Genomic DNA, 13,260 nt, shown 5'->3' on the forward strand with positions numbered 1-13,260 from the left:
CGAAGCCGCTCGGCGATTTCCGCGTCTTCAAGGTTCGGAAGGACGTGACCCGGTCGGCGCGCTCGGGCCAGCCCCACGACTTCTTCGTCCTCGAGTGCTCCGACTGGGCGAACGTCATCGCGCTCACCGATTCTCGTGAAGTCGTCCTCGTCCGGCAGTTTCGCGCCGGGACTCGCTCGGTCACGCTCGAGATCCCGGGCGGGAGCGTCGAGAAGGGGGAGACCGCGGCCGCGGCCGTCCGCCGCGAGCTGCGCGAGGAGACGGGCTACGCGGCGCGAGCGTGGAAGCGCATCGGCGTCGTCCACCCGAACCCCGCGATCCAGGGGAACCGCTGCTTCACGTACCTCGCGACGGGCTGCCGCAGCGTCGGCGACCTCATGCCGGACGAGGGCGAGGACCTCGCGGTGGAGCTCGTCCCGCTGCGGAAGATCCCGGGCCTCATCCGGAAGGGCCGCATCACGCACTCACTGGTGATCGCGGCGTTTCACTTTCTTTCCCTTCGCTGAGACTTCGCGGTCCGGGACGGTGACGGGCCCGGACCCGTCCAACGCGAATGCGACGCGCGCGAGGCGGGTTGGGGTCTCGGCCTCCAGCCACGTCACGGCCCGGCGGTCCCGCGTGAGGGCGAGGGAGCCCGGCACGGGCAGCAGTGGCGAGTGGAGGATGCGGCGCGTCACGGCCGCCTTCGGCGCGTCGGGCCGCGACGTGACGACGAGGGCGAGGTCGCCAATCTGTCCCTCGATGCGCACGACTGCGGCCCCCGGCCCCTGAGAGAGCCAGACTTCCTGCGGGAACGGAGCGGCGCCGGAGCCGCGCAGGCGCCGCACGGCTTTCGCCGCCTCCCGAAGGCGCCGGGCCTTGGCCGGGTCGGGCTCGAGCGCCTCGAGCCGTTGGCTCGCGTCCGTCAGCCGGCGGTCGAGCGCCGTCAGGTCCTCCATCTTCCCGGCCGCGAGGAGGAGGCGCGCGAGATCGGGAGCCGCGCGTTCCAGGCGGCGCGACACGCCCTCGGCGACCCGTGCGGACTGGACGGATTCCGCGAACGTCAGCCAGGCGACGGCTTCCTCCCACTTCGCGATCAACGTGACGCCGGGCAGCGGAAAGCGCGCCCGCAGGGCGCCGGCCAGCGCGCGCTCGCGGAGGTCGAGGAGCGGCCCGGAGGCGTCGGCGGGGATGTCGCCGAGCGCCCGGCGGAAGGCCTCGCCGTCGTAGACCCGGATCTTCCTGCCGAGCTTCGGGTCAAACGGCGCCGTGAACCCGACGCCTTCGGGCGCCGAACCCGGCCGCGGCGCGAGGCGTTCGGCCGTTTCGCCGAGGAGGACCTCCGCGCCCGGGTCGGGCGTCCCGTCGGCCCGCAGCCGCCCCGCGCCCCGCGCCAAGAGCGCCGCCGCGAGCGGCAGCCGGGTGTCGTCGGCCGCGAGGTAGCGGCCGACGACGACGAGATTGCGCCCTCCGTCCGGGCCTGTGAAGAGATCCTCGCCGGCCGCGAGAAGGCGTGCTGAGGCCAGCGCGGCGAGGAGAGGCAGCAGGAAACGGCGGCGGCGCGACATGGCGGCCTCAGTCCGCCCGCTTTGCGAGCGCCGACTGGCCGTTTGCCACCCGCTTGCCGGCCTCCTTGCCGAGGATGTCGGCCGTGAGGTTCGGCATCACGATGACCTGCACCTTGTCGCCGAGCTTCTCGGCGAGCGTCTTGTTGACCCACGTCGGGTTCTTCTCGATGAGCTCGACCTCGCGCTTGAGGTTCTCGAATTGCGCGAGCGAGGTCTGCCGGATGGCGAAGGCTTCCGCCTCCGAGAGCGTGCGGCGGCGCGAGGCTTCGGCCTCCGTCTGGATCTTCATCGTCTGCGCGGCCGATTCCGCCTCGCGCAGGCGGCGCGCCTTCTGCGCGTCGGCCTCGAGCTCCTGCTGCTTGATCGCCTTCTCCTTGAGCGGGAGGATGTACGTCATCGCGTCGGACTCGGCCTTGGCCTCGATGAGCCGGCGGTTCGCGGCGGCTTCGGCCTCCTTGTCCGAGCGCGCCTTGCGCGCTTCGGCCTCGAGGCGCTGCTGCTCGACCTCCTGCTTCTTGAACCGGAGGTTCGCCTCGGTGCGCTCGACGAGCTGCGACTGCTCGAGGAGCGCGAGGCGCCCGCGCTCGAACTCCACGGGAAGCTTGAGGTCCCCGACGAGTACGTCCTTGAGGATGATCCCGGCCTCGGCGAGGCGCTCGCCGGCCAGCTTCGTGGCCCGGGCGGCGAGCTCCTCCCGCTTGCTGGCGAGAAGCGACGGGGCGTCGTACTCGGGCGCGAGGGAGCGGAACGCGGACGCGAGAACCGGCCCGACGACCTCGGCCCCCGGGTTCGCGGGCAGGCCTGCCCAGCGCGCGAGAAGCTGGTTGCGGTCGAGCGCCCAGCGCGCCTGGATCACGAGCCCGACCGCGAAGCCGTCCCGCGTCGGGACGGTGAAGGTGGCCGAGGACCCGGAGAGGAGCTGGTCCGAGACGCGCATGCGCGTCAGCACGTAGAACGCTCGCGGCAGGAAATGGCTGCCCGGCGCCACGATCCTGGTCCCGCCCGTGAACTTGCTCACGACGAGGCCCGCCTCGCCGGGGGCGACGGACTGGAAGCTGCGCTCGGTCCAGCGCGCGCCGGACCAGACGGCGAGGACGAGCGCCGCGCCGAAAAGCAGCGGGCGCGCCGGCAGGCGCCGGATCCAGAGAAGGAAGAGGGGGAGAGGAGGCTCTGAAGGGTTCGGAGGGTTCGGAGAGTCGGGAGGATCTCGAGGGTCGGGAGGATTCTGGAAGATGTCGCTCATGTCGTCTCCTTCGCGGCGGGGAGCCGCATGTGAAGGAGCAATCCACGAAAGGTGCCAACGAACGAACGCGCTCCGGCGTGCCCCAGCCGCTGCGGCTTATATTCCTATTCGCAGAAATCTTCTCCGAATCGCATAATGTGATTGCGCCGAGGCCCGCGTGGGCAGGGCGGGACGAGGCGGCACGCGTCGTGAAATGGGCGAGGGCAGGCGCGAGAACACCCCGCGCCGGGAGGTTCACATGGTCCGCCGCTACGTCGCCCCGATCCTCAGGCTCCTCGCGTTCCTCGGACTGCTCGCGTCCCCGCTCCTCCTCGCCGCGATCGCGCGCGCCGAGGGCGCGGAAGCGGCCGCTCTCAAGGGCACGCGCCTCGTGGCCCTGCGCTCGGTCGTCCTCGCGGACCGCCCGGACGACCGCGTCGCCCGCGGCGGGCGCGTCGCGGCCAGCGCTCCCGCGACGCTCCTCGAGCGCGTCGGCGGCAAGGTGCTCGTGACGTCACCGGGCTGGGGAGGCTCCGTCGCCGTGAAAGGCTGGGCAGACGCTTCGGCGTTCTTCGTCCTCGACGATCCCCAGACGAAGGCCGAGGATCTCGTCCGGAACGCGCGCCTCCTCCTCGACTCGCGCGACCGGCCGGTCCTCGCTGCGGCCTACCTGGGCGAAGCCGTGCGGCGTGAGCCGGCCAACGCCGACGCCTGGGAGTTGCTCGGCCACGCCGGCGAGCTGCTCGCGCAGGGCGCCCGCCGCTCCGAGGACGGCCGCGCGCCGTCGTCGATCCTCGTGGCCGGTCTGTGGAACCTGAACGTCGTCTCCGCCGGCGACGGCGCCACGTTCCGCTACGACGGCGAGGCCTACCGCCGGGCCATGGCTCTCGCGCCTCCGGCCGATCTGGCCGAGCGGGTGCGCCTGCGCCTCCTGACGGCGTGCGGCTCGATCGCGGACGCGCGCGGCGTCTTCGACCCGAAGGCGGCCTCGCGGCGCGAGAAGGACCTCGGGGAGTTCCTGGCGTCGTTCCCGGCCTCACTCCGCCGGACGGCGCTGCAGCTCGAGCGTGCGCGGCTTCTGACGTCACTCGCCGAAACCGCGATCCGGACGGGCGACTCGGAGAACTTTCCTCTCTACCGCGACGCGGCCATCGAATCCGCATCGGAGGTCTCCTCGACGGCGACGGACGCCTCGCGCCGCCGCGCCGCCGACCGTCTCGTCGCGCGCCTCACGAAGTCGCTCCCGAAGCGGGTCGTCTCCGAGAAGCCCGTCGTTTCGGCGGGCGGCCTGAGGGCGCAGTTCGTCTCGAAGGGCGGCGCGACGCTCCTCGTCGTGACGAGGCCGGACGGGAAGGACGCGATCCAGCCGTTCACGGTCGTGGGCGCCGATCCGGCGAGCCTCACGTTCGACTCCTCGGGCAGGAGGCTCGTGTGGGACGAGGCGCCGGTCTCCGGCCGCCGCCGGACGCGCCTGCTCGACCTCGCCCGCGCCAAGGTGTTCGACCCGGCCGCGGCCGCCGAGCCGGAGATCCTCGCGACGGGCGGGGCGAGCGCGCCGGACGCCGGAAACGCGGATCGCTACACGACGTCGCTCGGCTTCTCGCCGGACGGCCGGCTGCTCCTCGTCGTCTGCGAGGGATTCACCCCTGACGGCACGCGCATCCCGAAGCGCCACGTTCTCTGCGACGTGGAGGGCGGCAGGCGGCCCGTCTTCGTGGACCGGCCGTTCTCGGCGCCCGGCGTCGTGGACTGGTCGCGGCTCGCGCAGATGGGCGATCGGCTGAGCGGATAATCCGGGACGATGACGAAATCGCACGAGGTCGAGGACCGGAGGCTGCGGCGCAAGACCGCAGCCTTTCGGTTGAAGCACGACGTGGGGAAGGCGCTCCGGTGGAGCGCTCCGGAGGAACGAGAGACGGATCCCACGGCGCTGCGCGCGCGCCTCGCCGCCGACCTCCTGTCCCCTGCGAGCGGTGGCGCCGCGCAGAGGGACGTCGTGAAGAGTTTCTTCGAGTGGAAGAGGGAAGAGGGTGCGATGTTCGATTCGAGTGACGCCGACCTGCAGGCGCTGGAGGTTGCGATGACGACCGTCGCGCGCCTCGCTCCGGACCTTCTTCCACTCAGAGAAATCTCCTTCTCCTCTCTTCAGTCCCTGGATTCAGCGTGCCTCGAGGCGTCGCGGGCCTGTACGGCGTTCTACCGGCGAGTTGCCGTGGAGGAGGGGCCGGAGGTCCTGCGGCCGCTCGGCGGCCTCGGGGGCGGATCGTGAAGGGCGGGCTGCGGCTCCTCGTCGTCGACGACCAGCCCCGCACGGCGGAGCTGTTCCGAAAGTTCGCGCCGGACCTCGTCCTCGCGGGCCCGTCGGAATCGAAAGCGTTCGCCGCGAGCTGGGCCGAGGCCGAGGCCGCGCTCGCGCGAGGCGGGCGCCTGCCCGACGCCGTCGTCCTCGACCTGCGCTTCGACATCGCCGACGAGGAACTTCTCCCGGACAGGAGGCCGCTCGGCGAGTCGGCCGCGGGGAAGCGCGAACGCCGCGAGAGGCGGGACCGCCAGGGCCTCTACATCCTCGAGCGCCTGCGCCGCCGCGCGCCGGACCTGCCCGTCATCCTGACGACCGCGCACGAGGACATCCCGTTCGAGGACGAGGCGCGTCGCCTGCGTGCCGACGCGTTCACGTACACCGTGGGCGAGGACGAGACGACGGGCGAGGGCCTCGTCCGCGTCGTCAAGCGCGTCCTCGCCGACCGCGACGCGCCGCTCTCGACGGGGCGCTTCTTCTGGGGCCGCGGCCCTGCGATGCGCGAGCTGAGGCGGCGGATCGCGTCGCTGGCGCCGACGCCGCTGCCGCTCCTCGTGACCGGGCCGACCGGCTCGGGCAAGAACTTTCTCGTGCGCGAGGTCCTGCACCCGCTCTCGGGCCGCAAGGGGCCGCTCGTCTCGTTCGACTGCGCGACGGTGCCCGACACGCTGCTGCAGGCCGCGCTCTTCGGCTCCGTGCGCGGCTCGTACACGGGCTCGGTGGGGGACCGCCCGGGCGTCTTCGAGGCGGCGGCCGGCGGGACCCTCTTCATCGACGAGATCGAGAACCTCTCCCTCGACGCGCAGAAGTCGCTCCTCACCGCGCTCAACGACGGCGTGATCCGGCGCGTGGGAGCGACGGCGTCCGTGCCGCACACGGCCCGCATCGTCGCGGCGTCGAACGTCGACCTGCGAAAGAAGGTCGAAGGCGGGACGTTCCGCGCCGACCTCCTCATGCGCCTGAACCCCGCGCTCGCCCTCGCGCTCCCGCCGCTCTCCGAACGGACGGAGGATCTCGAGGATCTCGCCGACGACCACGCGGCGGCGTTCTTCGCCGACCCGGGCCACCGCGCCGAGATCCTCGCGCAGGTGCGCGCGGCCGGCGCGCCCGAGCCCGAGAAGGGCGACGCGTTCGAGCTGGCGCGCGGCGACGAGGAACTCTCGCGCAGCCGCGCGCCCGTCGTCTTTTTCCTCCCGCACAAGGCGTGGGCCGCGATGGCGAAGCACCCGTGGCCGGGCAACCTCCGGCAGTTCGGGATGGTCCTGTCGGATCTGCTGGCCGCCACTCTCTACGGGAAATCGGCGGCGTCTCTCGACCGCGCAGAACGCGTCATCTTCGCATTCGAGAACCGGCTGCTGTTCGACCTCCTCGCCGAGGCGCGGCAGGAAGAGGCCGATCCCGGCCGCGAGGACGTCCTGACGCTGCCGCGCCCGAAGGTCGCGAACGTCGAGGACTACCGGCGGGAGCTCGAGCGTGCGGCTTTCCGCCAGCTCTTCCACGAATGCCACGGCGACTTCGCGCGCATGGCCGAGCGAATGACGGGCTCGGCCGCGGACGAGAGGGCGGTGCGCCTGAGGTTCAACAAGCTCGGCCTCTCCGCGCGGCAGGAGGGCTGACCTCCGTGCTCGGCCCGGTGCTCGCGCTCGCGCTGGCGGCGGTCCCCGCCCCCGCCGGGTGCGAGGACGACGCCGAGCATCTCGCTCAGGCCGCGGCGGGGCTCGTCGCGGCTTCGCCCCGGGACGCCGAAGCGGTGGCGCAGGCGCGCGACTTCCTGCGCCGGGCAAGGCTCTCCACGCTCTGGCCGCCGCTCTTTCTCACGCTCCGTGCCGCCGACCTCGCGGCGGCGGCGGGGGACGTGGACGACGAGGCGCGGCTCCTGCAAGCGGCGGCGCGGGAGGCGCCGGATCTGCTCTCGGCGCCTGACCGCCTCGTTCTCGCCCGCCAGGCCGAAGCCCGCGGCGACCGCCGCGACGCGATGCTGCAGTACGGCCACGTCCTCGCCGCGCAGGGCCGGCGCGGCCGGCCGGCGGGAACGTGGATCGGCGAGCGCATCCGCCGCCTCGACGCCGAGGAAGAGGCGAAGGGCGTGCCCGTGCGCCCGGGCTTCGCGCCGCCCTCGGCCGACGCGCGCGCCGCCTTCGCCGAAGGGAAGACGTTTCTCGCCCGCGGCGCGACCGCCGGAGCGCGGGGCGCGTTCCGGCGCGCCCTCGGAATCTCGCCCGGGTACGTGGAGGCCGCCCTTGCGCTCGGGACGCTCGAGGAACGCGAGGGGCGCGATGTCGAGGCCGCGGCGGCTTTCCGGACGGCTCTCGCGGCGGACCCGGACCGGTTCGACGCGGTGCTGGCGCTCGCGAACCTGCTCTGGAACGAGCCCGATCGGCCGGCGAAGGAGGAGTCCCTCGCGCTGCTCGACCGGGCGATCGCGCTGAGGCCGGAGATGCCGCGCCTCTTACGCGAGGCCGCGGATCGATGGGCCGCGTGGGGTGATCCGGCGCGGGCGCTGGAGCGGCTGGACGCGTGGCGGGCCACCGCGACACCCGCGGGCCGCCAGGCGACGGATCCGCTGCGGGAGAAACTCGTCGCGAGCCTGGCGCGGCCCGCGGGACACGCGGCCGGAGACGGGCCCTTCGCCGAGACCTCGCCCGCGGCGCCGTCCTTCCGGCTCGCGCAGGTGTACCTCCGCCGCGGCGACGCGTCCGGGGCCGAGCAGGCGCGCCGCGAGCTCGAAGAAGCCGTCCGTCTCGATCCCGCGTTCGTGCCGGCCTGGGAGCTGCTCGCGACCGTGCGCGGTCAGGGCGGCGACACCGCGGGCGCCGAGGCAGCGCTGACGAGGGCTCTGGAGGTGGACCCGTCCCGCGCGTCTTCGTGGGAGCGCCTCGCGGCCCTCCTCGAGCCGCTGCCCGGCCGAGGCGGCGACGCGACGGCCGCGTGGCAGAAAGCCGAACAGGCGGGCTCGCGCGAGGCGATGTGGGCGCTGGGTCGCCGGGCCGCGTCCGACGGGAGAGAGCTCGAAGCGGTCCGCTGGTGGCGGCGTTACGTCGCCGAGGCGCCGGACGGCCTGCATCTCGACGAGGCGCGCGCGGCCGTGGAGCGGATGGACCGGCGATTCCAGACGCTGCGCGGCGGGGGAATCGGCCTCGTGGCGTTCGGCGTCGTCCTCGGGGCCGGGCTGCTCCTCAGGCGGCGCCGCGGCCTCACGCTGGCCGAGTGGCTGCGCCGCGATCCCGGAGCCACGCGCGAAGTGCGGCCCGTCCTCGGCCGGCTGTCGCACGAGGTGTTCAAGCATGGCGGCCTGCTGCTCGGCGGCGCCGAGGAACGCCTGGGATCGGGCGACGACTTCCGCCCCAGCGCCGAGATCCTCGCGGCCCGTCTCTACGGCTCGGGCGCGGGGCCCGGCCTCGTGGCCGAGGGACGCGCCGCGCTCGACGACCTCGCGGCGCTCGCGCGCCGCCATGGCGCCGCGCTGAACCTCAAGCACAAGGACCCGGTCTTCGCTCCCGTCGCCGCGGCGCTCGACGCCCTCGACGCCGCGCACGACGACCTCGCGTCGCTCGCGGCGGGCCGGACGCTGCCCGCCCGGCGCCGGTCGTCGCTCGCCTCGCGCCTCGGCCGGGCGGCCGAGGCGCTGAATGCCCGCACGGCGCAGGATCTCAACCGGCTGCTCGACTCGGCCGGCTCGATGCAGGCGTCGTGGGAAGCGCTCGAGGCCCTCCTCGCCTCCGTGGCTCGCGAGAAGAAGCTCCCCGCCCCGGCGCTCGAGCCGATGGGGCTCTTCGCGGAGGCGGGTGCACCGCTGCGCGTGAAGCTCCCGGGGGCCGAGTGGGAGACGATCTTCCGGAATCTCTTCGCGAACGCTCTCGAGTCGCCGCGTCTCGGTCTCCTCGCCGAGCAGCGGCGCGATCCCGTGACGGGGCAGGCGCAGGGGCGCTTCGTCCTCTTCGACGCCGATCCCCGCCCTCTGACGGCCGAGATGATCCGCGGGCGCGCCGCCGAGCGCGGCCTGGGCGTCGTGGCCGACACCGTGAGGCGCTGGGACGGCGCCGTCGACGTCGTGCCCGGCATCTCCGGCTACGCGAAGGGCGTCGCCGTCGAATTCGCCGTGGTCGAGGAGACCTCGTGACGGCCGCGCGAATCCTCGTGGTCGAGGACGGGCGCGAGTACGTGGACGGTTTCGCGCGCCTCGCGGACGCGAAAGGCGCGGACGCGGCCTTCGTGCGCGCGGGCAGCCTGACCGAGGCGCGCGAAGCGCTGGCGCAGGGAAAGCCCGACGCGGTCTTCCTCGACGTCGTCTTCGACCGGACGCCGGAAGCGGAACTGGCGGGCGACCTCGACGCGCTCGTCGCGCGCCACGGCGGCGACCGCGCCCGCGCCGTCCGCCACCTCGCAACGCACCAGGGGTTCTACGTCCTCGACGCGCTCGCGGACGCCCTCGCGGGCATCCGCGTCGTCCTCGCGTACGACTTCACGGGGGAAGAAAAGAGATTGGCTTCGCTCCGGGAGCGCTTCCCGGCGCCTCGGTGGACTGCCTGACGGGGGCTTCTCTCGGCACCGCCCTAGAGGATCTTCTTAGATCTCGGTGAAGACGAAGCGCTTCAGGACCTGGATGCGGGCGTTCGCGTGCTCGGGGTCCATGAGCCAGATGGCGCCGGCCACCGACGACAGCAGCGAGTTGCCGTCCTGCGGCGTGAAGCAGAAGCCCACGATCTCCTTGCCTTCGTCGGCGACGGCGAGAGTCGGTGTCGAGATGACCGTCTGCGACAGGATGCGGCCGTAATACCCGTGGTCGCGGCCGAACGAGAAGACCTCGTTCGCGCTCTTCCTCTCCGTGAGCGCGACGAGCGGGTTCGCCTTGAGGCGCTCGAGGACGTGCTTCTTGTCGGTCTTGTCCTTCAACTCGAAGTTGAACCAGACCGAGTGCATGTACTGCGTGTTGAGCTTCAGGGCCGAGGAGAAGACCTTCGGCTTGAGGTGCAGCGTCTCGTACAGGTGGAAGACGTCGTGCGCGTGGTGCGTCCCGAACTCGTCGTCGTCGTGCTTGGAGAACGTCGGAGCGGGGGAGTAGTCCTTCGTCTGGGAGATGTCGTTCGACCGGCGCATGCAGACGAACTGCGCGCGCTCCATCGTGAGCTTGCCGAGGTCGTCCATCCCGAGCGTCTTGATCAGGATCGCGAGGTTGTGCGTGTTGCACGAGACGATCTGGAGAAACTTGTCTTCTCCGGGGATGAGCGCCGAGTCGTTGATCCCGCGCGCGTACATCTTCCCGAACCCGAACTCGGAGCCCTGCGCGAGGAAGCCCGCGGGGCCCTTGAGGTTCTTGTACACCTGCTCCTTGTTTTCGTTGCCCGCCGGCGTGCAGTCCAGGACGACCGTCGCGCGCTCGAGCGCCTCCTGCGCCGTGTACGAGATCTTGTGGCCGAGGGCCTCGAAGTCGGCGACCTTGTCGTCTTCCGCGGCCAGCAGCGCGCCGCGCTTCATGAGGTGGTTCACTTTCGCCCGCTCGGTCTTCATCGGCGTGCGCTTGTGAAAGGTCACTTCGTCGATCCCGAGGTGCTGCTTGAAGTCGGTGAAGAGCCCGATGAGGGGCTCGCCGATCGTGCCGGTGCCGACGATGTGGACGATGTTTTTCATGTGCCGCTCCTGCCGCGATGGTCCTGGGGAGGCGAAGTTTATAGGAGCCCCCGTGCTAAGGTCGTTGCACGTGACAAACGCCCCGGACGCGACGCTCCAGACCGTGTCGATCCCGGGCCCCGCGGGGCGGCTCGAGGGGCTTCTCAGGTCCCCGGCCGCAACCGCAGGCGCCGCGGTCGTCGCCCATCCCCACCCCCGGCACGGCGGGACGATGCACACGAAGGTCGTCCAGCGCACGGCGAAGCTTCTTTCGAGCCGGTTTTCCCTCGCCGCGCTGCGCTTCAACTTCCGGGGAGTCGGGACGTCCGAAGGGACGTACGACGACCTCCGCGGAGAGACGGACGACGTCGTCGCGGCGGGAACGTGGATGCGCGGGCGTCAGCCGAACGGGCCATTCGTCGTCTCGGGCTTTTCCTTCGGGTCCCTTTGCGCGCTCCACGCGTCTCCACGTCTCGCTCCCGACGTTCTCTTTCTGATTGGACTGCCGATCGACCGGTGGGACGGCGCGGCGCCCGCCGCGGAGCCCTGGCGCGTCGTGTGGATCCAGGGCGAGGACGACGAGTTCAGTCCCCTCTCGAAGGCCCGGAGCGTCGCCGGCGCGCGCGGCTGGACGTTTCTCTCCGTGCCCGGCGCGGACCATTTCTTCGCGGGGAAGCTGCACGAGTTCGAGAAGACGGCAGGCGACGCGCTCGGGCAAGCGCTCACAGGAGTCTGATGGTCGAAGAGAACGAGAGAGATCTGCTCAGAAAGGTCGCGTCTGCGGCCGTCGCGCGCGCGATGGGCCTGCGCGGCGCGCTCGCGCCCGCCATCCCCGAGGGGAGCGCGCTTCTCAGGCCGGCGTCCGTCTTCGTCACCTGGGTGAAGGACGGACGCGTGCGCGGCAGAAGCGGAGCGGCCGCCACGGCATCGCCTCTTCACATCCTCGTGGAGCAACACGCGGTAGAAGCGCTTCTCCACGACCCGCGCGTCCCACCCGCAACCGCGAAGGAACTCCCGCGCTACACGCCACAGATCTCCGTTCTCTCCACCTTCGAAGAAATCCTCTCTTCCTCCGAAGTCCTCGTGGGGACGCACGGAGTCGTTGCCGAGAAGGGAAAACGGTGGGGAGTCGTCCTGCCGCAGGACGCGGAAGGGCTGAGCTGGGACGCCGACCGCCTCCTCGGGCAGGCCTGCCTGAGGGCGGGCCTGCCCGAGGAAAGCTGGAAGTCGGCAGGGTCGGTCCGTCTCCGCCGGTTCACGGCCGAGACGTTCTGACGCCCGCCGGGGTTACTTCTTCGGGGCGGGAGCGGCCGCGGCGGGCGGCGCGTCCTTCTCGATCGAGAGGAGCTGGACCTCGAACACGAGCGTGGCGCCGCCCTTGATGCGCGGCGGGCGGCCTTCGTCGCCGTAGGCGAGCTCGGACGGGCAGACGAGACGGGCCGAGCCGCCTTCCTTCATGAGCTGCACGCCCTGCGTCCAGCAGGGGATGACGCCGTTGAGCGGGAAGGTGACGGGCTCGTTGCGGTCGATCGAGCTGTCGAAGACGGTGCCGTCGATCAGCGTGCCCTTGTAGTGGACCTTGACCTTGTCGGTCGGCTTCGGCGTCGCGCCGGTGCCCGCCTTCGTCTCCTTGTAGACGAAGCCGGACGCCTGCTTCTTCGCGCCGGGCTGGGCCGCTTCCTTCTCGAGGAACGCGGCGCCGGCCTTCTTCTCGCCCGCGGCGGCGGCCGTCATGCGGCTCTTGGCGAGCTCGTTCAGCTTCGGGCCGTACGTCTCGATGTCGACTTTCGGCGTCTTGCCGAGGACGCCGTCGGAGAGCCCCTGCGAAACGACCGCGAGCTCCGCGGCGGAGAGCTTGAAGCCCATGAGGTTGCGGGAGATGACGAGGCCGAGCGCGTAGAGCGTCTTGTCGGCTTCGCTCGCGGGTGCGCCGGCGACGGCCTTGGCCGGCGCTTTCGGGGCCGCGGGCTTGGCGTCCTGGGCGGCGGCCGGGAGCGCCAGGGACAGGGTGAGACCGGAGGCGATGAAGAATCGCCGCATGTGTGTGTCCTCGCTTTCTGTGGTGGGCGGCCGGCTGGGCGGCCGATCCGGGATGGTAACCCCGTCAGGGCCGGCTGAGAACGAAAAGCAGCAATCCCGCGGCGACCGAGGCGTTCAGGGATTCGACGTTTCCTCCGAGCGGGAGCGTGAGCCGGCGGTCGAGCGCGATTTCGAGCTCGGGCGAGATCCCGTGCCCCTCCGAGCCCAGGACGAGGACGAGGGGACGCACCTTCGCGGCGGTCCCCGGCGGCTCGCCGCCGTGCGCCTCGGCGCCGGCCAGGGACGCGCCGAGCGCGCGCGCCCACGCGATCGCGTCGGAGGGCGCGACGCGCGGGACGATCGGCACGCGCAGCGCGCTGCCGGCCGACGCGCGCAGCGCGCGCGGCGAGAACGGCCATGCAGAGCCCGGCGTCAGGACGACGCCCGTCACGCCGAACGCCTCGGCGCAGCGCACGATCGCGCCCACGTTCGCGGGGTCCTGGATTCCGTCGAGAAGCAGGAAGAGGGGAAGAAGAGGAAGAGGAAGATTTCTTTGAAGGTGAAAG

13 protein-coding genes are annotated in these 13,260 nt (G+C 72.0%); 8 read left to right on the top strand and 5 right to left on the bottom strand.

Annotated features, from left to right (window positions below):
• Window positions 1-506 (top strand): NUDIX hydrolase (locus tag IPL89_12170; protein ID MBK9063931.1); only part of this gene is annotated, 506 nt, incomplete at its 5' end.
• On the opposite strand, the gene IPL89_12175 is transcribed toward IPL89_12170, so the two are convergent.
• Window positions 465-1,547 (bottom strand): hypothetical protein, encoded by a 1,083-nt coding sequence (locus IPL89_12175; protein ID MBK9063932.1) that lies wholly within the window; start codon window positions 1,545-1,547, stop codon window positions 465-467. The genes IPL89_12170 and IPL89_12175 overlap by 42 nt on opposite strands.
• Before the next feature lie 7 nt (window positions 1,548-1,554).
• Window positions 1,555-2,790 carry a hypothetical protein gene (locus IPL89_12180; GenBank protein MBK9063933.1) on the bottom strand — a complete coding sequence of 412 codons (1,236 nt, stop codon included), beginning with the start codon at window positions 2,788-2,790 and terminating at the stop codon, window positions 1,555-1,557.
• A gap of 238 nt (window positions 2,791-3,028) precedes the next feature.
• On the opposite strand from IPL89_12180, the gene IPL89_12185 reads away from it, so the two are divergent.
• The 5 genes from IPL89_12185 to IPL89_12205 are packed head-to-tail and all read left to right on the top strand — an operon-like array spanning window position 3,029 to window position 9,598.
• On the top strand, window positions 3,029-4,561 hold the full coding sequence (locus tag IPL89_12185) for a hypothetical protein (GenBank protein MBK9063934.1): 1,533 nt from the start codon (window positions 3,029-3,031) through the stop codon (window positions 4,559-4,561).
• Window positions 4,562-4,570: 9 nt separating this feature from the next.
• On the top strand, window positions 4,571-5,038 hold the full coding sequence (locus IPL89_12190) for a hypothetical protein (GenBank protein ID MBK9063935.1): 468 nt from the start codon (window positions 4,571-4,573) through the stop codon (window positions 5,036-5,038).
• Window positions 5,035-6,684 (top strand): sigma 54-interacting transcriptional regulator, encoded by a 1,650-nt coding sequence (locus tag IPL89_12195; GenBank protein MBK9063936.1) that lies wholly within the window; start codon window positions 5,035-5,037, stop codon window positions 6,682-6,684. Before IPL89_12190 ends, IPL89_12195 begins: the two co-directional genes overlap by 4 nt.
• Window positions 6,685-6,689: 5 nt before the next feature.
• On the top strand, window positions 6,690-9,188 hold the full coding sequence (locus IPL89_12200) for a hypothetical protein (protein ID MBK9063937.1): 2,499 nt from the start codon (window positions 6,690-6,692) through the stop codon (window positions 9,186-9,188).
• Window positions 9,185-9,598, top strand: a complete 414-nt coding sequence (locus tag IPL89_12205; protein MBK9063938.1) for a response regulator — start codon at window positions 9,185-9,187, stop codon at window positions 9,596-9,598. The genes IPL89_12200 and IPL89_12205 overlap by 4 nt, the downstream gene beginning before the upstream one ends.
• Before the next feature lie 36 nt (window positions 9,599-9,634).
• On the opposite strand, the gene IPL89_12210 is transcribed toward IPL89_12205, so the two are convergent.
• Window positions 9,635-10,696 (bottom strand): hypothetical protein, encoded by a 1,062-nt coding sequence (locus IPL89_12210; GenBank protein ID MBK9063939.1) that lies wholly within the window; start codon window positions 10,694-10,696, stop codon window positions 9,635-9,637.
• Window positions 10,697-10,766: 70 nt separating this feature from the next.
• Between IPL89_12210 and IPL89_12215 the strand changes: the two genes are divergently transcribed.
• Together IPL89_12215 and IPL89_12220 are read left to right on the top strand one after the other, a co-directional pair.
• Complete coding sequence (locus IPL89_12215) at window positions 10,767-11,411, top strand: alpha/beta hydrolase (GenBank protein MBK9063940.1); 645 nt, start codon at window positions 10,767-10,769, stop codon at window positions 11,409-11,411.
• A complete protein-coding gene (locus tag IPL89_12220; GenBank protein ID MBK9063941.1) occupies window positions 11,411-11,950 on the top strand; it encodes an AMMECR1 family protein in 540 nt (179 codons plus the stop codon). Before IPL89_12215 ends, IPL89_12220 begins: the two co-directional genes overlap by 1 nt.
• A 12-nt stretch (window positions 11,951-11,962) precedes the next feature.
• Here the strand turns inward: IPL89_12220 and IPL89_12225 are convergent, their stop codons facing one another.
• Both IPL89_12225 and IPL89_12230 read right to left on the bottom strand, forming a co-directional pair.
• The gene (locus IPL89_12225) at window positions 11,963-12,715 is read right to left on the bottom strand and encodes an FKBP-type peptidyl-prolyl cis-trans isomerase (protein ID MBK9063942.1); all 753 of its coding nucleotides are present in this window, start codon (window positions 12,713-12,715) and stop codon (window positions 11,963-11,965) included.
• A 64-nt stretch (window positions 12,716-12,779) separates the two neighbouring features.
• A complete protein-coding gene (locus IPL89_12230; protein ID MBK9063943.1) occupies window positions 12,780-13,181 on the bottom strand; it encodes an RNA methyltransferase in 402 nt (133 codons plus the stop codon).
• Window positions 13,182-13,260: the final 79 nt, after the last annotated feature.

Source organism: Acidobacteriota bacterium, from assembly GCA_016716715.1.
Taxonomy (GTDB): Bacteria; Acidobacteriota; Thermoanaerobaculia; order UBA5066; family UBA5066; genus Fen-183.